The sequence below is a fragment of the Minwuia sp. IMCC3060 genome, assembly GCF_029909435.1.
Lineage (GTDB): Bacteria > Pseudomonadota > Alphaproteobacteria > Minwuiales > Minwuiaceae > Minwuia.
The window spans coordinates 1,881,298-1,901,451 of sequence record NZ_CP123782.1; the positions used below are offsets into that span (position 1 = coordinate 1,881,298).

A 20,154-nucleotide genomic window follows, 5' to 3' on the forward strand; every position below is an offset into this window, starting at 1 on the left:
GACCTCGAAGAAGCGTCTGCTACCTGACGATTTCCTGGTTCTGTTCAACTTGCGGCACTGCTCGAGAAACGGGGACGGACGACGGCATGCACCGCCCTTCACGGACTGAATAGGGCAACGATCTTAATCTGACGTTAAGCACAGCGATAATCTGTGGTTTTCGTGACGCATCCCGGTGCCTTCCGTTTCAGGCCGTGTCGCACCCACCAAGCATTCGCTCGACCGCGTCGTTGAACATGTGCAGGGCGCCTTCGAACCGCCCGAAGGTCAGATGATCGTTCGCGCCAGACGCCAGACCGGACTGGATGCTCTCACCGATCACGAAATCCTCCGCAAGCGTCGTACAGGTGATCTCATGGTTGCGTTGCCAGTATTCAATCGGCTGCGCGCCCTCCGGCACCATGGTCTTCAGGTTGATGCGGGTCCTGGTCTCGCTGACGGGATCCATGCATACCCAGATCAGATGGTCCTGCTGTACCAGCAACTGGCTGAGCGGAAAGACCGTGTAGACCAGGTTGGCATGCTGCCGCAATTGCCAGTCCGCCTCCGGCTGCGTTGCCAGTTCCTTCACGGACACGCGCGGCAGAACGGACCGCAGATGACTTCCGAACGCCTGGTAGGTGGACAGATTGTCGTTGAAGTACGGGCCGATGGTCGCCTTGTGCGCTACCTTGAAATGATAGGATTCCAGGCCGCCCTCGATCAGGATCTTCCAGTTCACGTCATGCACCGCGGTCGTCTCCGCCACCACGTGCAGGTCCCGACTGCCGATCCAGTCCAGGTCATCACCGATCCCCGCCAGGAAACCGTCCAGTTCCCCCATCGTGGCGTCATCCGGCGCAACCCATATCCAGCCGTGCCGCTCCACACAGGCCAGGGGTTTCAGGCCCAGGCTCTCCCGGTCGGCCTCCGGAAAGCCCTCGCGTTCGTGGGGAATGCCGATCAGCTCGCCACGATTGTTCCAGGTCCATGCGTGATAGGGGCACGTGAAACGTCGCGCGCAACCGCTTTCCGCATCCACCAGCCGGGTACCGCGATGACGACAGACATTGATGAAGGCCCGGTACGCCCCTGCCCCGTCATGGGTGACCAGCATCGGCAGTCCGGCGATATCGCGTCTGAGGAAGGCATTGTCCCCGGTGAGTTCGCTGACATGCGCGACCATCAGGGGCAGAGCGCGAAAGATTCCAGCCGTTTCCTGCGCGAACCGCTCGGCGGAGCAGTAGTTGGCAACCGCGTTGGTGGTCTGGCAGTCGTCCAGGAAGAAGGTCTTGCGCCCCAGCAGGTCCAGCACTTCGTTCAGCAATGAAAGTTCCGTGGCTCTGTCCATTGTTCCCCCCCCTTCCGGATGCCGCTTCGGCCCAGGGGCAGGATAGCGGAACCGCTCGGACACACGGTAGTGCGGAGATGCGGCTTCCGTGCCCCGCCGGCCATCTGGTCCACCCTGTGCACTGTCCCCACCATGAACAGATGCACAGCCATCGCAACCAACCCGGAAGTCGGCGGAAAAATGATTTTGTTTCAATCGGTTGAGCCAGAAATGCAGTGCCACAAGGTACCCGGCATGATTTGCCGCCCCCGGGTTGAAGCTGCCGTCGGCCCGGCAAGCCTTGCCGCAGGCGGGGAGGAACGGTCATGAGCCTGAATGGTGTTCTGAGCGCGGGAACAAGCGGCCTGATCGCCGCGCAGGTCGGGCTTTCGACGGTCTCCGACAACATCGCCAACGTGAATACGGAAGGCTATGCCCGCAAGGAACCCGTCCAGGAGGTTCGTGTCGTCGGCGGCCAGGGCGTCGGGGTTCAGGTTTCGGAGGTGCGACGCATTGCGGACAGCTTCCTGTCCCAGGAATTCCGGATCGCGGCGGCTGAGTCCGGCCGGTTCGAGGCGATGGAGGAACTCCAGCAGCAGCTGACGGCCCTGCTGGGCGATCCGACACAGGACCGCACGCTGGTGTCCCGCCTGGACGACATCTTCAATGCCGCCTCGGCCCTGGCCAACAATCCGGAGACGACAGCCGCGCGCAACAGCATGCTGGATGCGCTGCAGCGGCTGGACGAGGATCTCAACCTGGTCTCTGACGGCGTCCGGGACCTGCAGCGCCAGGCCGACCAGCGCATCGGTGACACGGTGCAGACCATCAATGACCTGATCGAGCAGATCGACGCCCTGAACCGCGAGATCTCCCGCATGCCCGATACGGCCGACAGCAACGCCCTGGAGGATCAGCGGGCGCGGAAGCTGGACGAGCTGGGTGGCCTGATGGACATCCGGACCTTCGAACTCGGCAACGGCATTCTCGCGGTCTCCACCAACGCCGGTCTGCCGCTGGTCGACCATGCGGCCCGGCGGCTGGTGCATGTGCCCAACGAAGCCGCCATCGCGGGTCAGACCTTTCCCCCCTTGACGATCGAGCGGATCGACCCGGCGACCGGCCAGGCGTCCGCCGTCAACGGGTCCATCGATACCAGCATCCGTTCAGGCGAACTGCGGGGACTGCTTGATATCCGCGACACCAACCTGAACGACCTCGCAGTCGAGCTTGGTGCGATGGCCGGTCAGGTCGCGGACGAACTGAACCGTGTCCACAATGATTTCACCGCCGTGCCGCCGCCCGCCACCCTGACGGGCCGGAACACGGGTGCCGTGGCGACCGACCCGCATGGCTTCACGGGGATCGCGACGTTCCATGCCTTCGACGCCAACAACGCCGTCACGGCCTCTGCAACCATCGACTTCGGCGCAATCGGCGGCACGATCCAGGATGCGGTCAACGCCGTCAACGCCGGGCTGGGCGGACAGGGCACCCTCAGCCTGACCAATGGCGTCATGAGCTTCACCGCAGCCGGTGGTGCCAGCGGTGTCGCCATCCAGCAGGACGCAACCACACCGTCGGACAATGGCGGGCGCGGCTTCTCTCACCGCTTCGGCCTCAACGATCTGGTCAGCACCGGAACCGGCCCCGCCTTCGACACCGGTCTGACCGCCGCGACAGGCCACGGCATGACCGGCGAGATGACGCTGAGCCTGATCGGCCCGGCCAACCAGCGTGCCGTCACCACGACAATGGACTTCGCGGCAATCGGCGGCACGGTCGGTGACATGGTGAACCAGCTCAACACCAATTTCTCCGGCCTCGTCAGTTTCGCGCTGGACGGTGCGGGCAAGCTGACCGCGACACCGGCTGCTGCCGCCTCCGCATTCCGCGTCGAGGTGCTGGCCGACAGCAGCGCCCGCGGCACCACCGGGGTCTCGGCCTCCGACCTGTTCGGGCTTGGCAGCGCAGCCGTTGCGTCCGTCGCCTCCGGCTTCGGTGTCTCCAGCGCGGTCTCCGGCAACCCGGAAGGCATCGCCCTGGCCAGGGTCAATGCAGCCGGCACCCCGGCAGTCGGCATCGGCGACAATGCCGGTGCCATCGCGCTGCAGGACCTGGGCAGCACGGAGAGCCGCTTCGACGGCGCCGGTCGCCTGCCCGCGATGACGGCAACCCTGTCGGAGATCGGTTCGGAACTGCTGGGCCGGGTCGGACAGGCGGCCCGGGACATCGCGATCCGCGCAGAGGATCGCCAGGCGCTGCGCGACGAACTCAGTGAGCGGGTCAGCGAAGTCTCCGGTGTCAATCTGGATGAGGAAATGACCCGCCTCATCACCTTCCAGACGGCTTTCAACGCCTCCGCACGCGTCATATCCGCGACGCAGGAGATGTTTGACGCCCTGCTGAGAATCTAGGGAAAGGGAGGCCACATACCATGCGTATCGGTTCCTTCGGCAACAGCGAAGCCATGATCCAGCAGATGCTGCGTCAGCAGACCGACCTGGTGGAAACCCAGCGTCAGGTCGCGACCGGCACGAAATACAATGATGTGAAGGGCTTCGGCGCCGGCACGTCATCGCTGCTCAGTTCCCACTCCATCATGAACCGGCTGGATGGCTTCTACGAGAGCAACAAGTCGATCTCCGGCCGCCTGAATGCCTTCGACCACAGCCTGACGGAGCTGGAGGGTATCGGGAACCGGCTGCGCGACGCCCTGTTCACTGCCCGCGGCACCGGCGACGGCACGGGGCTGGTGACGGAGATCGACAGCCTGTTCCAGCAGGCCGCGTCCATCATGAACACCCGTTTCGAGGGACGCTTCCTGTTCGGCGGAACGCAGAGCGACCAGCAGCCGCTGGCCATCGAAACCACGGCGGACCTGATCGCCACCGCCGAGCCGCCCGCCGGAAACTTCTTCAACGATCAGGGCGACCCGAACAGCATCCGCCTGGACGAGCGCACCTCCGTGACGGTCGGCAATACGGCCTCACAGGTCGGGGAAGAGCTTCTGCATGCGATGCAGCGCATCCTGATGTTCGATGCCGGCACCCTGCCCGCCGGTGCGGGCGCATTCGCCCCCGCCGGAGACCTGGACCAGCAGCTGACCAATGATCAGGCCGAGTTCCTGCAGAGCGAACTGGACCGTGTGCTGGGGGCCATCGACACGATGAAGACCGCCGCGACCGACAATGCGCTGAACATCCGCACCGTCGAGGACGTGCAGACCCGGATCGAGGACCAGAAGATCACTCTCTCCGAACTCATCGCCGACAAGGAAGACGCCGATCTCGGCGAAGCCGCCCTGCGCCTGAACCAGCAGCAGGTCGCCCTGGAAGCCAGCTTCCGCATGATCGCCCAGATGCGCCAGTTGAGCCTGGTGAACCTGCTTTAGCGAACAGCGACTGACACGCTTGCTTGAAATACTGCAGGGGCGCCACAGCGGCGCAGCAACCGTGGCCCGGTGCGCCGTACACCGGGCCACGAATTTCCGAAATCAGGCCGCGTGGTTCAGGTCATAGCCCTTGAAGGTCGTGCCGATCTTCTGGATGTCCTGCAGCACGTCCGGGTCGATCAGGGTCGGTTCCTCGCCTGCGGCAGTCTGGAAGCCGATGGAGTCGGACAGGCCGCCGAAGCGTTCCTCGATGCGGTTGGCGATCACGTCCCAGGTGCCATGGGCACAGAACAGGTCGACCACGTCGTCGGAGACTTCCGCCGCCATCTCGTCCCAGCGCTGCTGCACCGACATGCGATGCAGCTTCTCGCCCAGGTCCAGCAGGTCATGCTGTTCGAACACGGGCCAGTAGGTGCGTGTGGAGCCGTAGAAGGCGACCCGGTAACGGACCCAGTCGTACATCTTGCGGACCTCTTCTTCCGTCTTGCCGGTGGCGATGAAGCCGCCGCCGGAGATCTCGAAGTTCTCCCGGCTGCGTCCGCCCCGTTCGAAACCGGTCTCCAACTCCTTCATGATCACGTTCTCGATGTATTTCCGGGTGCAGAAGCCGTGCAGCCGGACGCCGTCGCAGACATGGCCTGCCACGCGCATCATCGCCGGGCCGACCGCGGCGATGGTCACCGGCGCGCCGACATGGCCCATCGGCTCCGGCGTGAAGTTGGGCGTCATCAGGGTGAAGGAATAGTGCTTGCCGATGAAGGCCAGGTCCCGCCCCCCCTCGGCCCAGCACTTCCAGATGGCATGCAGGGACTGGATATATTCCTTCAGGCGCGGCGCGGGCGGGCTCCACGGCACGGAGAAGCGGCGTTCATTGTGTCCCTTCACCTGGCTGCCAAGGCCCAGCACGAATCGCCCGCCGGATGCGGCCTGCAGATCCCATGACGCCTCCGCCACCACCATCGGGCTGCGCGGAAAGGCAATGGCGACGCCGGTCGCGAGCTGGATGCTCTCTGTCGTGGTGGATGCAACGGCCAGCGGCAGGAACGGCTCGTTCGCATTCTCCTGCGTGACGATGCCGTCATAGCCTGCTTCCTCGATCTCCCGGGCGAAGGTACCGGCATTCTTCAGGGGCACCCCCTGCATCGCGAACTGGACTTTCATTCTCTCTCCCCATCAAACGCAGGGGCCGGATGCAGCAACCGGAGGGTTCTGCTCATGGACGCGGCCCTTGCCGCATGTATGATACCGCGCCAGTTGGGGAGGAAACAGGAATAGGTGGATCAGAGGTCCATGTGGATCATTCTGCCAATCAAGAACATGGATCAGGCGAAGCAGCGGCTTGCCGGTGAGCTCTCACCGCAGGAACGGCGAAGCCTGTTCGAGACCATGTTGACCGACGTGTTCGAAACCCTGGTGCAGTGCAGGCGGACCAGCGGCATCGTGATCATCTCGCGGGAGCCGAAGGCGGCGGCCTTCGCCGAGCGCTATGGCGCGGAGCTGGTGGAGGAGCCGCTGAACGAAGGGCAGTCGGCGGCTGTCCAGCGTGGCGTCGATCATGTGCTGGCGAAGGGCGGACGCGGTATCGTGACGATTCCCGGTGATGCTCCGGCCCTGACCGTGTTCGAGGTCGACGGGCTGATCGCCCTGAACGGCAATTCCGACCCGGCGCTGACACTCTGTCCGTCACATGACCGGCGTGGCACCAACTGCATCGTCGCGACACCACCGGACCTGATCCGGTTCCATTTCGGCCATGAGAGCTTTGGCCCCCACCTGCAGGAGGCCGAGAAGATCGGTATCACCCCCAGCATCCGCCCCCTGCCCGGCCTGGGCCTGGACATCGACACGCCGGAGGATGTGCTGAAGTTCCTCGACCTGCCGCACACCACGCGGACTCACCGGTTCCTGACGGAGAACGGCATTGCCGAACGGCTGCTGGCGAAGCAGGCGCGGGACCTTGGCGCATGAGTGCTGAACTGCCCGATCGCGCGACGATCGATGCGCTGGCGGAGCTGCCGCTGGCCGATCTGATGGCGCGGGCCGCCGCCCGGCGCGATGCGTACCATGGCGACACGGTGACCTATTCGCGCAAGGTCTTCATACCGCTGACCCATCTGTGTCGGGATGTCTGCCACTACTGCACCTTCGCGGAGCCGCCGAAGAAGGGCGAGGCCGCCTTCCTCTCGCCGGAGCAGGTGCTGGAGATCGCGCGCAAGGGCGCGGCGGCGGGCTGCAACGAGGCGCTGTTCACCCTGGGCGACAAGCCGGAGCTGCGGTACCGCGCGGCGCGGGAAGCGCTGGAGCGGCTGGGCTACGCCACCACCCTCGACTATCTGCACGCCATGGCGGAGCTGGTCTGGCGGGAAACCGGGCTGCTGCCGCACCTCAATCCCGGCCTGATGGATCTGAATGACCTGAACCGGCTGCGTCAGGTCTCCGTCTCCATGGGCATCATGCTGGAGGGCACCGCGCCCAGCCTGATGGAACGCGGCAAGCCGCACTTCGGCTCCCCCGACAAGGACCCGGCCCTGCGCATCGCCTGCATGGATGCCGCAGGAGAGGCCCGGGTGCCCTTCACCAGTGGTATCCTGATCGGTATCGGCGAGACGCGGGCGGAACGGCTGGACGCGCTGTTCGCCCTGCGTGACCTGAACGACCGCCACGGGCACCTGCAGGAAGTCATCATCCAGAACTTCCGCGCCAAGCCGGGCACGAAGATGGTCGATGCCCCGGAACCGGATCTGGACGAGCTTTGCTGGACGATTGCCATGGCGCGGCTGCTCTTCGCGCCGCAGATGCATGTGCAGGCCCCGCCGAACCTCAGCCCCGGCGTGCTGCCGCGCCTGATCGGTGCCGGCATCGACGACTGGGGCGGCGTTTCCCCGGTCACGCCGGATTTCGTGAACCCCGAAGCCCCCTGGCCGCATCTGGAGAAGCTGCGGTTGGAGACGGCGCTGGGCGGCAAGCGGCTGGCGCAGCGGCTGCCGGTCTATCCCGAACACATGGAAGACGCCGACCGCTGGCTCGATCCGGCGTTCCACAAGGCGGTGCTGGACCGTACCGACGGACAGGGACTGGTGCGCGATGACGCCTGGTCGCCAGGGGAGCATGACGCGATCCCTGACCTTCCCGCCATGCGTCCCTCCGGCACCCTGAAACCGATCATCGACCGTGCGGTTGCCGGGGAGCGGCTGGAGCCCGAGGAGATCGTGCGCCTGTTCCGTGCCCGCGACGCCGACTTCGTGGCCGTCGTGCAGGCGGCGGATGCGCTGCGCCAGCGGGTCAGCGGCGAGAGTGTTTCCTACGTCGTCACGCGTAACATCAACTACACCAACGTCTGCTACTTCAAGTGCCAGTTCTGCGCCTTCTCCAAGGGCAAGCTGTCGGAGAACCTGCGCGGCCGCCCCTATGACATCGGCCTGGACGAGATCCGACGCCGGGTGCGGGAGGCCTGGGATCGTGGCGCGACCGAAGTCTGCATGCAGGGGGGCATCCACCCCGACTATACTGGCCAGACCTATCTCGACATCCTGGACGCGGTGCATGAGGCCGCACCCGGGATGCATGTGCATGCCTTCTCCCCGCTGGAAGTGGCCCAGGGCGCGGCAACCCTCGACCTGCCCGTCGCCGAATTCCTGCAGCGGCTGAAGGATCACGGTCTTGGCACCCTGCCCGGCACTGCAGCTGAAATTCTGGATGAAGAAGTACGCACAACCCTTTGTCCGGACAAGCTTCGTACAGATCAATGGCTGGACGTCATGCGCGACGCCCACCGGGTCGGATTCCGCACCACGGCGACGATCATGTTCGGTCACATCGACCACTACCGTCACTGGGCGCGGCACCTGTTGAGCATCCGCGACCTGCAGGCGGAGACCGGCGGCTTCACCGAGTTCGTGCCCCTGCCCTTCGTCCATATGGAGGCACCGATCTACCTCAAGGGTCGCGCCCGCAAGGGTCCGACGTTCCGGGAGGCGGTGCTGATGCACGCGGTGCCCCGGCTGGTGTTCAACGGTCTGATCGACAATATCCAGACAAGCTGGGTGAAGATGGGTCCGGCGGGCGTGCGGGCGTGCCTCGCCGCCGGCGCCAACGACCTTGGTGGCACCCTGATGAACGAGACCATCACCCGCGCCGCCGGTGCCGCGCATGGGGAGGAGATGCCGCCGCACATGATGGAGGATCTGATCCGCCAGTCAGGCCGCACCGTCCGCCAGCGCACCACCACCTACGAGACCGCCCCCGAAAGCCGCACCCAGCGCTCCCGACAGGCCGCCCCACTGGAGGAGGTGGTCAACACCCCGGCCACCCGTTACGACCGCGATCAGCGCCCGAGCCGGTTGGTAAGGCCAGGACTGGAGGCCGCTTTGAGGGAGATCAGCGGCGGGGATTGATTCATTCGCGCGCCGGGGTCCAACGTTCTCAAGCCGGTTCCCCGTGTCGGGAAGCGACCACCCCCATGCTGTATGATCGACGCGGAATCGTCAGCAACCAGTTGATTTTCCGGACGCTTCTGAATTGAGGCGGGTAGGTCAATCCTGTATCTCTGTCAGCGAAAGTGCACCGCTGTGGAGACCGGTAACGAACATGCACGACCCGATCAGCAGGGACGGAACGCACCGATGACTTCCAGAACGAGACGGAAACTCGCTGCAATCGTGGCAGCGGATGTTGTCGGCTGGTCCCGCCTGATGGGCGCTGATGAGGTCGGCACCCTCTCGATCCTCAAGCAGCACCGCAGGGAATTGATCGATCCCAGGATAACCGAATTCGGCGGACGGATCGCGAACACAGCCGGGGACAGTCTTCTGGTCGAGTTCCCCAGTGCCGTCGATGCGGTGCAGTGTTCAGTGGATATCCAGCGGGAAATGGCTGAACGGAACGCAGGCCGGCCCCAGGACCAGCAGATGATGTTCCGGATCGGCATCAACCTGGGAGATGTGATCGCCGATGGTGAGGATGTCTTCGGCGACGGCGTCAATGTGGCGGCGCGGCTGGAAGCCTCGGCCGAGCCCGGAGGCGTCGTGGTCTCCGACACGATCCATGAGCAGACCCTCGGCAAGCTGGCATACCCTTTCGAGGATGGCGGGCTGCAGCAGTTCAAGAATATCGACCGCCCGATCCGGACCTGGCGCTGGACGGGAGCCACGGATACCGGTTCTGACAGGACGAAGGCCTCTCCGCAGGACCCGAAGGCGGCCGACGAACGCCCGGCCATTGCGGTGGTGCCCTTCAACAACATGAGCGCCAGTTCGGATGAAGACTATTTCTCGGACGGGCTGACCGAAGACATCATCACCGCTCTCACCTACTGGCGCTCTTTCGATGTCATCGCGCGGAATTCCTCCTTTGCCTACAAGGGCAAGTCCTTCGACGTCCGGACCGTGGGACGGGAACTGGGTGCGCGCTATGTCCTGGAAGGAAGCGTCCGCAAGCAGAAGTCCCGCGTCCGCGCGACCGCTCAGCTGATCGACTGCGAGAACGGCCATCATGTCTGGGCCGAGAAGTTCGACCGTGATCTGGAGGACATCTTTCAGATGCAGGACGAGATCGTGCAGGCAATAGCGTCGGTGGTAGCCCCGCAGCTGGACCGGGCCGAACTGGAACGCTCGGCGCTCAGGAAACCGGAAGACCTGGATGCCTGGACGCTGTGCCTGCGGGCCAAGCCCCTGGTGCGGCGGCGCACCGCTGAATCGTCGGCGCAGGCGCGTGCCCTGTTCTCCCGGGCCATCGAACTGCAGCCGGACTTCTCGGAGGCCCATGCCGGTCTGGCCATGTCCCATAATGTCGACGCCATTAATGGCGACTGCGCCGACATCGACCAGACCCTGAAACAGGCGATGAATGCGGCAAGAATGGCCGTTGCCCATGATGACGCCTCGGCCTGGGCGCATCATGAGCTGAGCACGGCCTACCAGCTTCTGGGCCTGGTCGAGGATGCGATCGCCGAGGCGGGTATTGCGGTGAGACTGAATCCCAACGACGCCTATACCCTGCACGCGCTCGGCAACAAGTCGGACCTTGCAGGGGATATTTCCGGGATATCCCACATGGAACGGGCACAGGCGCTCTGCCCGGAAGACGCTTCGTCGCCGACGCAGCTGGCGTTTCTGGCGCGGGCCTACCTTGTCGCAGGCGACTACATAGCCTCGGTCAGGGTGGCGCGAGAGGCGATTCGGAAGGATGCCGGGAAACCGGCGTCGCATTACATCCTCGCCCTCGGGCTCGTCATGCAGGGAGACACCGACGGTGCGCGGGGCGCAATTGCCGAATGCGACGGGATCAGTCCAGGCTTCGTCGAGAGTCGCCGCGGCTGGCAACCCTACAGCGATGCGGCCTGCAACGCCCGTCTTGCAGAGATCCGTACCGCCACCATTGGCATCTAGACGCTGCAGTTTCCCTGGCGAGCAACGGTTGACCCTTGGGGGAACCTGTTGACCGTGTCGCCGTCCTGTTGCCCCGGTTCCCCCGGAGAACGCCCATGCAACATCTGGCTGTGATCTTCGCCACGGTCTTTCTTGCGGAACTCGGAGACAAGACCCAGCTCGCCACCCTGCTGTTCGCCACCGACAAGCAGCAACATCCCATGCTGATCTTCATGGCTGCTTCGCTGGCCCTGGTTGCATCCACCGCCATCGCCGTGGCGCTTGGCACAGTGGCGGAACGTTACCTGACCATGATCCCCCTGAAGCTCATTGCGGGGGCCGGGTTCGTGATCATCGGCCTGCTGACCATCTGGGGCCACTATGCCGGGAAATGAGAAGGCAGCCCTGAGACCGCTCAATGCAGCGCAGGCGTCGGTCTTCGGGTTCTTCGCGTGCGGTGGCCCGCATTCACGTACAGGCCGTCGATGGGGCAGCTTGTCGTGATGATCGGGCTGCGGTCTCCCTGACCGACAGGGCCCTGCTTGTAGGTCAAGCAGCCGTTGCGTCGATTGTCTGACGGCGAATCTGGAGAGGAGCTTCCCGCCCCTTCACCGTAACGGTCTCGGGTGCGCCGAATTGCGCGTCCGCCAGACTGGCCTCGACCACGATTTCCCCGGCCTGCGCAGCTGTGCACAGTCTTGCAGCAATGTTCACTGCATCGCCGATCACGGTGAAGTCGCGTCGGGTTTCCGGACCGATGGCACCGGAGATCACCTCGCCCCGAAAGATCCCGATGCCGATGCGGCGGGGCATTTGCGCCTGGCTGACCCGCGCCTGTATCTCCCGCGCCGCCGCAACTGCACGCGCTGCGCCATCTGCGGCGTCGAAGCGGGCGAGGATGGCATCGCCAATCATCTTGTCCACGTCGCCACCATGTCGCGCGAGGATATCGACCTGCAGCCCCATCACCGCGTTCAGGAACCCCACGACGTCCTCTGGAGAGTGGTGTTCGCTGAACCCGGTGAAATCCCGGATGTCGGAAAAGAACAGTGTCGTTGTCAGCTTCCTGGAGGCCATCTCGTTGCCACCTGCCGCCGCCCGTGCCGCATCCGCGGCTGTCGCCGAGACCAGGGACTCCAGACGCTGGCGCAAGGCACCGATCAGGTTGGACCGCGCGTCGATATCCCTCTGTGCGCGGATGACAAGTCGATCAAGCGCAACGCCCAGGACAACGAACAGCAGGACCAGGACTGCAATGATGGGAATGGCCGACGTGATGTAGATATCGTCGAGGTACCTGACGGGTTCGTAGAGTTCGAAGACAGCGCGCAGGACCCCATCATCGTCGTAAACGGGCACGTAGAACTCGTACTGCTTCTCCCCACTGGGCAAGGTCCTGGTCACGAGGCCTGGCTGGGCTTCGCTGATCGCCTCGCGGAGGGCCTCGCCGGCCTCACGTGTTCCGATTTCCTCCGCATGGGTTGCGTAGAGCACCACACGGTTGAGGTCATAGACCTTGAGTTCGGGAAGCTGTTGACGCTCGACTTCGGTTTCGAACGCCTGTGCCAGTCCTGCTGCGTCGTCGGACTCCCGCAGTTGGGCAATCGAACGACCGGACATGAGCGCCTGCCAGGCCTCTCCCCCGTTTTCCCGAACCGAGCGTTCGATTGTCTGGGCACGTCGCTGTGCCAGCTCGAGATAGATGGCCTCCACAGCTTCACGCGCCGTGAGTCCGATGATCAGCAGGGACAGGGCGAAGAATACAAGCAGAGCGGGAGCGAAGCGACGGCGGAACTGCCGCTTCAGGGGGAAGGGTTCGCCAATGCTCGGCGCAGGATCAATGGGTTGGCTCACGGCGGGAACCCGATCTTTCTGTGACTGTTCAATACCGGAAGGTAGCGACTGGCGTTCCTCGTATCAGGGAATTTCCCGGGCGCGTCGACCCGCCTTGCCCCTCATCAATGCAGCGCAGGCGTCGGGCCGTGCCCTGTCTCGTCGATCATGTGCCCGCGCTGGAACCGGTCGAGGGTGAAGGCGGCGTTGAGGTCGTGGGGTTCGTCGCGGGCTATTGTCCAGGCGAAGCACCAGCCTGACGCCGGAGTGGCCTTGAACCCGCCGTAGCACCAGCCCGCGTTGACGTAGAGGCCGTCGATGGGGCTCTTCGTGATGATCGGGCTGCCGTCCATGGTCATGTCCATGATGCCGCCCCAGCTGCGCAGCAGTTTCAGCCGCCGCGTGTTGGGGAACAGGGACGCCAGCAGCCCGTGGACATTGTGCACCACCGGCAGGTTGCCGCGCTGGGCGTAGGAATTGTAGCCGTCGATGTCGCCGCCATAGACCAGCCCGCCCTTGTCGGACTGGGAGACGTAGAGGTGGGCGGCGCCGAAGGTGACGACGGTGTGGATCAGGGGTTTCAGTCCCTCCGACACGAAGGCCTGCAGCACATGGCTCTCGATGGGCAGGTTGTTCAGGCCCGCCTGCAGCAGCACGACGCTTGAGTTGCCCGCCACCGCGACGCCGATCTTGCCCGCCTTGATCTCGCCGCGCGTGGTCTCGACGGCGTTGATGCGCCCTGCCCCGTCGCGACGGAAGCCCAGCACCTCACAGTTCTCGATGATGTCCACGCCCAGCCGGTCGGCACCGCGCGCATAGCCCCAGGCCACCGCGTCATGCCGCGCGGTCCCGGCGCGGGGCTGCAGCAGGCCGCCGTGAACGGGAAAGCGGGCGTCCATCGACATGTCGATACCGGGGCAGAGCTTCGCCACTTCCTCCCGCCCCAGCAGTTCGGCATCGATGCCGTTCAGACGCATGGAGTTGCCGCGCACGGCGTGGGCGTCCATCTGCTCCGGCGTGTGGGCCAGGTTGAGCACGCCGCGCTGGCTGAACATGACGTTGTAGTTGAGGTCGCGCGACAGCCCCTCCCACAATTTCATGGAATGCTCGTAGAAGCGGTTGTTCTCCGGCAGCAGGTAGTTGGAGCGGACAATGGTGGTGTTCCGCCCGATGTTGCCGGACCCGAGCCAGCCCTTCTCCAGCACCGCGACATTGGTGATGCCGTGCAGTTTCGCCAGGTAGTAGGCCGTGGCCAGCCCGTGTCCGCCGCCACCGACGATGATCACGTCATAGGCCGGCTTCGGCTCCGGCTTGCGCCAGGCCATCTTCCAGCCCCGGTTGCCGGTCAGCCCTTCCTTCAGCAGCCGCAGCGCGGAATATTCACCCAGCATCGGGCACCCTCACCGTTCATCCCGTCCCGGCTGCAGCCTAGCAGTCGCTGGCCACGCCCGCCCTGCCGGAAATCGACAGGATCAGCCGGAATCTGTCTCCAGCACGACCTTGGCGTGATCGCGCACCGCATAGCAATAGGCGCAACCATGGGCACAACTGTCGTAGCGGCCGATGTCGCGGCTCTCGGCGCAGGCGCATCCCGGTCGGTTGCCCTTCTGCCGCGCCCCGATCCGGGTGCCCACGATGTCGGACAGGCGTGCGACGTCGATGCAGGCGGCGGGGCGCAGCGGGTCGGCCAGCAGATGCGGCTGGGAGCAGAGCGTGGGTGTCAGCCCGTGATCGACGGCGATCCGGCCAAGCGCGGACAGCAGTTCCCGCTTGCACTCGTCGTCCGGGTCTTCCACGACGACGTCCGGCGCCAGCCGTTTCAGGTTCCGGGTGGACTTGGCGTACAGCGTCGCGGCGGAGAAGGTCACCTCATCCACATGCGGCGCGATCTGCGCCGCCAGCCGCCGGAAGTTCTGCCGATGGAACGCCGGTGATGTCAGATCGGTCCAGAGCACCGGGTCGTAGCGCCAGACGACGGCACGCGGCCCGAACGTTGCGGCCAGCCAGGCGATCTCCCGCACCGCATGCTCTACCGGCGGCACCCCACGCTCCAGCACCGCCGGGTAGCCGGTCACCGTGTAGGTGACCATGAAGGGAGCCACGGCGCGGGCCGCGCCCAGCCCGTCGCGGAACGGCCGCGTGTTCCGGGTCCAGAAGACCACGGCATCCACATCCCCGGGTCGCAGCGACACGCGGTACGGCTTCGCGCCATAGGGGTTGGGCACATCCACATGCCCGTCCCGCAGACGCGCCTGAAACCACGCGCCATGGAACGCCGGAATGTCGCTGCGATAGCTGGCGGAGATGATCATGCTGCCCGATATAGGCCAGTCCGGGCCACCGGACTATCGCCGGACACTTGGCAAGCCTATCCTGCCGCCCCATTTCGCCAGAAGTCCTTTCCCGGAGTCTCCCTTGCGCCAAAGCACATCCAGTGAACCCACCGGCCCGCTCGAATGGGCCGTGCTGCTGCGGCTGCTGCCCTATCTCTGGCCTGCGGGGGAAAAGGGACCGAAGCTGCGGATCTTCATCGCGGCACTCTGTCTTGCCGGGTCGATCGCGGCGGGCGCCGGGGTGCCGTTCCTGCTGAAATATGCCGTCGATGCGCTGGACGGGACCACCCAGACCCTGATGGTGGCCGTGGCCTTCGTGATTGCCTATGGCGCGGCGCGGGTGCTGCAGCAGGGGCTGGCGCAGGCACGTGATGCGGTGTTCTCTGCTGTCGGCCAGCGGGCGGCGCGCAATGTCGGGCGACGGGTGTTTCAGCGCCTGCATGAGCTGTCCTATCGCTTCCATACCGAACGCCGGACAGGCGCGCTGCATCAGGTCATCGACCGGGGTGCCAAGGCCATCGACTTCCTGCTGCGCATGGCGCTCTTCAACGTGCTGCCCACCATCGGTCAGGCGCTGATCTTCTGCGGCATCCTGGTGATCGAGTACAATGTCTGGTTCGCGGTCGCGACGCTGGCTACGGTGGTCTGCTACATCGGTTTCACCTTCATCGTCACCGAATGGCGCATCGGCATCCGGCGCGAGATGAACAAGCGCGACGAACAGGCCAACGGCAGCGCCATCGACAGCCTGCTGAACTTCGAGACCGTGCGCTATTTCGCCAATGAGGACTATGAGGTTGATCGCTTCGACGGCCGCCTGGCGCGCTACGAGAAGGCCGCCGTACGGTCCCAGGTCAGCCTCGCCTTCCTGAACACCGGCCAGGGTTTCATCGTAGCGCTGGGACTGGTCATCGTCATGGCCATGGCCGCCAACGGCGTCGTCAACGGCCGCATGACCATCGGCGACTTCGTGCTGGTCAATGCCTTCCTGATCCAGCTCTACATGCCGCTCAACCTGCTGGGCATGGTCTACCGCGAGGTGAAGCAATCGCTGGCGGACATGGAGAAGATGTTCCGTCTGATCGACCAGGATGTGGAGGTGGAGGACGCACCGAACGCCCCTGCCCTCAGGTTCGAGGGCGGCAATCTGCGGTTCGAGGACGTGCAGTTCGGCTATGACGCGCGCCGGGCCGTGCTGGGCGGCATCTCCTTCGAGGTGCCTGCGGGCCGCACGGTCGCCGTGGTCGGATCTTCCGGTGGTGGCAAGTCCACGCTGACCCGGCTGCTGTTCCGGTTCTTCGACGTCGGTGCCGGGCGGATCAGCATCGACGGCCAGGACATTCGCAGCGTGACGCAGAAGTCGCTGCGCCGGCATCTGGGTGTGGTGCCGCAGGACGTGGTGCTGTTCAACGACACGCTGGAACACAACATCCGCTATGGCGATCTGACCGCCGACGATGCGGCCCTGAACCGCGCCATCGACCAGGCCCAGTTGCGCGCCCTGATCGGCAATCTGCCCGACGGCCTGAAGACCATGGTCGGCGAACGCGGCCTGAAGCTCTCCGGCGGCGAGAAGCAGCGCGTCGCCATCGCCCGCATGATGCTGAAGGATCCGGGCATCATGATCTTCGACGAGGCCACCTCCGCCCTCGACACCGCGACGGAGCGGGAGATCCAGCGTGCGCTGCGCGATGTCTCGAAGGGCCGCACCACCCTGATGATCGCCCACAGGCTCTCCACGGTCGTGGAGGCGGACGAGATCATCGTCCTCGACCAGGGCCACATCGCGGAACGCGGCAGCCACGCCAGCCTGCTTGCCCGGAACGGCCTCTACACCGCCATGTGGCAACGCCAGCAGGCGGAACGCGAAGAGGAAGCCACAACGACACCCGAGACGGTCACCACGGCGGCGGCCGAGTAGTCACCGCTCCCCCGGTTTCCGCAGGGCATTGTTGGCGGACCGGGCGATGGAGGCTGAATCGAGGCCGAAGTGGCGGTAGAGATCGGCGACGGTGCCGGTCTGGCCGAAGTGTTCCACCCCAAGCGGGATGGTCCGGTGACCGCCAACGGCACCCAGCCATGACAGTGTCGCGGGATGGCCGTCGGTGACGGTCAGGACCGTGCAATGGGCCGGCAGGGCGGAGAACAGCGTTTCCACATGGCTGCTGGCGCGGCGGTTGCCACGGCTGCGGTCGCGCTGCGCCGCGGTCCAGCCCGCGTTCAGCCGGTCGGCGGAGGTGACGGACAGCACCGCCACATCCCGATGGTGCTGGGCCAGCTTTCCGGCGGCATCAATGGCCTCGTTCGCCACCGCGCCCTGATAGGCCACGACAAGCTCACAACCCGGCCCCGGCGGGCGCATCCAGTAGGCACCGTCGATGACGTTCCGGGCGAAATCCGGGTTGGGGCGTCGGCCCGGCTGTTCCAGCGGATTGGTGGTGAGACGCAGGTAGACGGAGCCGCCGGTCTCGTCGCGTAGCCAGGTCCGCTCATCCGGGTCCCCCTCCCCGTCGTTCTGCATGTAGGCGAAGGCCCAGCGCATGATGATGGCCAGTTCATCGACGAACGCGGGCTCGAAAGCCGCAAGGCCGTCCTGTGCCATGCCGATCAGCGGCGAGCCGATGGACTGGTGCGCGCCCCCCTCCGGTGCCAGCGTGATGCCGGACGGGGTGCCGACAATCATGAAGCGCGCATCCTGGTAGCAGGCATAGTTAAGGGCATCGAGACCGCGCGCGACAAACGGGTCATAGACCGTGCCGACCGGCAGCAGGCGCTTGCCGAACAGGGAATGCGACAGCCCGGCCGCGCCGAGCAGCAGGAACAGGTTCATCTCCGCGATGCCCAGTTCGATGTGCTGCCCCTCCGGCGCGAACTCCCACTTCGCGGTGGAGGGGATGCTCTCCGCGATGAAGGTATCGGCCTGTTCGGTACGCGCGAACAGCTTGCGGCGGTTGACCCAGGGGCCGAGGCTGGTGGTGCCGGTCACGTCAGGCGACATGGTGACGATCCGGTCCGCGAGATCGCTGTCGCCCTTGGCAAGCTGATCCAGAATCCGACCGAATGCGGTCTGGGTGGAAATCTCCCCGCGCACGGCAAGATCGATCTCCTGTGACGCAATCACCCTGTCCGAATAGCGCCGCCGTCCCCGGGCAAAGAACGGAGTCTGATCAAGAAAGGCCTGCAGTGCCTCCGGGTCGGCGACGGTGGCGAACCGCTCCCACTCCTCCCCCTCGGCAACGCCCATGTGCTGCTGCCATTCGGCCATCTGGGTCTTGTTCATCAGACCGCCATGGTTGTCCTTGTGGCCGGCGATGGGCGTGCCCCAGCCCTTGACCGTATAGGCCAGGAAGCAGACGGGGCGGTCGTGATCGATGGCGTCGAAGGCTTCCGCCATGGTCTGCACGCAATTGCCGCCCAGGTTCTCCATCAGTGCCGCCAGTTCCGCATCGCTGCGCCGGTTGATCAGCGCCGTGACGTCGCCCTGATCGCCCAGCGCATCCATCAGCCTTTGCCGCCAGACCGCACCGCCCATGAAGGTCAGCGCGGCATAGAGCTGGTTCGGGCAGTCGTCGATCCAGGCGCGAAGTTTCTCGCCTCCCGGCTCCTGAAAGGCGGCCCGCTGCAGGTGGCCGTACTTGACGCGCACGACATCCCAGCCGAACGCCTCGAAGATCTTCTCGATCCGTCCGAACAGCCCCTCCCGCACGATCCCGTCCAGGGACTGGCGGTTGTAGTCGATGATCCACCAGGTGTTGCGCAGATCGTGCTTCCAGCCTTCCTGCAGGCATTCGTAGACATTGCCCTCGTCCAGTTCCGCGTCGCCCACCAGCGCCACCATGCGCCCCAGCGGAACCTCCGCACCCCACGGCTTGGCGGAAACATAGTCCTGCACAAGTGACGCGAAGGAGGTGATCGCCACGCCGAGACCGACAGAGCCGGTGGAGAAATCCACGTCATCCACGTCCTTGGTGCGGGACGGATAGGACTGCACGCCGCCATAGCCGCGGAAATTCTCCATCCGCGCCCGGGTCTGCTGCCCCATCAGGTACTGGATCGCATGAAAGATCGGCGAGGCATGGGGCTTCACGGCCACCCGGTCCTCGGGCCGCAGGGCGGAAAAGTAGAGCGCCGTCATGATCGAGACCATGGAGGCGGAAGATGCCTGGTGGCCCCCGATCTTGATGCCGCCCTCCTTGGGGCGCAGGTGGTTGGCATTGTGGATCATCCAGTGGGACAGCCAGAGCAGCCGCTGCTCGATGGTCTTCAGATGGCTGTGCCGTGCATTCATGGTGCCTGTCCCCATACCGTTCCCGTCGGCCTGGCGGATGCCGTCAGCACGCCGCGCAGCAGGCAAAGCATATCACCATGGCCGAAGTGATTTCTTGCGAATGCAGCTTATCCTGTTCATGGATATGGTGTTATCGGCGGCAACGAAGGATTTTCTGGTGACTTCCACCAAACTGGACGAGATCGACCTGCGAATCCTGCGGGAGTTGGGAAAGGACGGTCGGATCACCGCCGCCGAACTCAGCCAGCGGGTCGGGCTGAGTGCCACACCGGTCATCCGTCGCCTGAAGCAGCTCGAAGACAGCGGCGTGATCAGGGGCTATGTCGCGCTGATCGACGAGGCGGCGCTGGGTTACACCATGTCGGTGTTCGTTTCGGTCAAGCTGGACCGCCAGGTCGATCACGCCCTGCGCAGTTTCGAGAGCGCCATCTCCCTGTTCCCGGAGGTGGTGGACTGCTGGCTGATGACCGGCAACCGCGACTACCTGTTGCGCATCGCCGTCACGGGCCTGAAGGAGTTCGAGGAACTGATGATCGAACGGCTGGTGAAGATCGACGGCGTCGCCTCCATCGAATCCTCCATTCCCATCCGCCGGGTGAAGGCGGGCATTTCGCGCAGTCCGTGATGCCCTG

The 20,154-nt window shown here is 65.0% G+C and carries 14 protein-coding genes; 8 read left to right on the forward strand and 6 right to left on the reverse strand.

Annotated elements, in window-relative coordinates:
* Positions 1-187: 187 nt before the first annotated feature.
* Positions 188-1,330, reverse strand: a complete 1,143-nt coding sequence (locus QGV54_RS08880; protein WP_281017200.1) for an SRPBCC family protein — start codon at positions 1,328-1,330, stop codon at positions 188-190.
* Between the two features lie 305 nt (positions 1,331-1,635).
* On the opposite strand from QGV54_RS08880, the gene flgK reads away from it, so the two are divergent.
* Complete coding sequence (gene flgK, locus QGV54_RS08885) at positions 1,636-3,726, forward strand: flagellar hook-associated protein FlgK (protein WP_281017199.1); 2,091 nt, start codon at positions 1,636-1,638, stop codon at positions 3,724-3,726.
* Positions 3,727-3,746: 20 nt separating this feature from the next.
* The gene (locus QGV54_RS08890; protein ID WP_281017198.1) at positions 3,747-4,703 is read left to right on the forward strand and encodes a flagellin; all 957 of its coding nucleotides are present in this window, start codon (positions 3,747-3,749) and stop codon (positions 4,701-4,703) included.
* A 102-nt stretch (positions 4,704-4,805) separates the two neighbouring features.
* Here the strand turns inward: QGV54_RS08890 and QGV54_RS08895 are convergent, their stop codons facing one another.
* Entirely contained in the window at positions 4,806-5,864 is a 1,059-nt protein-coding gene (locus QGV54_RS08895) for a TIGR03617 family F420-dependent LLM class oxidoreductase (RefSeq protein ID WP_281017197.1), read from the reverse strand.
* A 129-nt stretch (positions 5,865-5,993) separates the two neighbouring features.
* Between QGV54_RS08895 and cofC the strand changes: the two genes are divergently transcribed.
* The 4 genes from cofC (at position 5,994) to QGV54_RS08915 (ending at position 11,463) form a co-directional block, all read left to right on the forward strand.
* A complete protein-coding gene (cofC, locus tag QGV54_RS08900; RefSeq protein WP_281017196.1) occupies positions 5,994-6,671 on the forward strand; it encodes a 2-phospho-L-lactate guanylyltransferase in 678 nt (225 codons plus the stop codon).
* Positions 6,668-9,097 carry a 5-amino-6-(D-ribitylamino)uracil--L-tyrosine 4-hydroxyphenyl transferase CofH gene (gene cofH, locus QGV54_RS08905; protein ID WP_281017195.1) on the forward strand — a complete coding sequence of 810 codons (2,430 nt, stop codon included), beginning with the start codon at positions 6,668-6,670 and terminating at the stop codon, positions 9,095-9,097. The genes cofC and cofH overlap by 4 nt, the downstream gene beginning before the upstream one ends.
* 228 nt (positions 9,098-9,325) lie before the next feature.
* A complete protein-coding gene (locus QGV54_RS08910; RefSeq protein WP_281017194.1) occupies positions 9,326-11,089 on the forward strand; it encodes an adenylate/guanylate cyclase domain-containing protein in 1,764 nt (587 codons plus the stop codon).
* A gap of 95 nt (positions 11,090-11,184) precedes the next feature.
* Complete coding sequence (locus tag QGV54_RS08915; RefSeq protein WP_281017193.1) at positions 11,185-11,463, forward strand: TMEM165/GDT1 family protein; 279 nt, start codon at positions 11,185-11,187, stop codon at positions 11,461-11,463.
* A 154-nt stretch (positions 11,464-11,617) separates the two neighbouring features.
* Here the strand turns inward: QGV54_RS08915 and QGV54_RS08920 are convergent, their stop codons facing one another.
* From QGV54_RS08920 to QGV54_RS08930, 3 genes are all read right to left on the reverse strand, one after another.
* Positions 11,618-12,922 carry an adenylate/guanylate cyclase domain-containing protein gene (locus QGV54_RS08920; protein WP_281017192.1) on the reverse strand — a complete coding sequence of 435 codons (1,305 nt, stop codon included), beginning with the start codon at positions 12,920-12,922 and terminating at the stop codon, positions 11,618-11,620.
* Between the two features lie 104 nt (positions 12,923-13,026).
* Positions 13,027-14,289: a sarcosine oxidase subunit beta family protein gene (locus QGV54_RS08925; protein WP_348637709.1), complete on the reverse strand. Its 1,263-nt coding sequence runs from the start codon at positions 14,287-14,289 to the stop codon at positions 13,027-13,029.
* An 84-nt stretch (positions 14,290-14,373) separates the two neighbouring features.
* Complete coding sequence (locus QGV54_RS08930; protein WP_281017189.1) at positions 14,374-15,213, reverse strand: DUF1848 domain-containing protein; 840 nt, start codon at positions 15,211-15,213, stop codon at positions 14,374-14,376.
* Between the two features lie 103 nt (positions 15,214-15,316).
* On the opposite strand from QGV54_RS08930, the gene QGV54_RS08935 reads away from it, so the two are divergent.
* A complete protein-coding gene (locus QGV54_RS08935) occupies positions 15,317-17,155 on the forward strand; it encodes an ABC transporter ATP-binding protein/permease (protein WP_281017188.1) in 1,839 nt (612 codons plus the stop codon).
* Here the strand turns inward: QGV54_RS08935 and QGV54_RS08940 are convergent, their stop codons facing one another.
* Positions 17,156-19,522 (reverse strand): hypothetical protein, encoded by a 2,367-nt coding sequence (locus tag QGV54_RS08940; RefSeq protein WP_281017187.1) that lies wholly within the window; start codon positions 19,520-19,522, stop codon positions 17,156-17,158.
* Between the two features lie 154 nt (positions 19,523-19,676).
* Here QGV54_RS08940 and QGV54_RS08945 point away from each other — a divergent pair, with 154 nt between their 5' ends.
* Positions 19,677-20,147: an Lrp/AsnC family transcriptional regulator gene (locus QGV54_RS08945; RefSeq protein ID WP_348637708.1), complete on the forward strand. Its 471-nt coding sequence runs from the start codon at positions 19,677-19,679 to the stop codon at positions 20,145-20,147.
* The last annotated feature ends 7 nt before the right edge of the window (positions 20,148-20,154 follow it).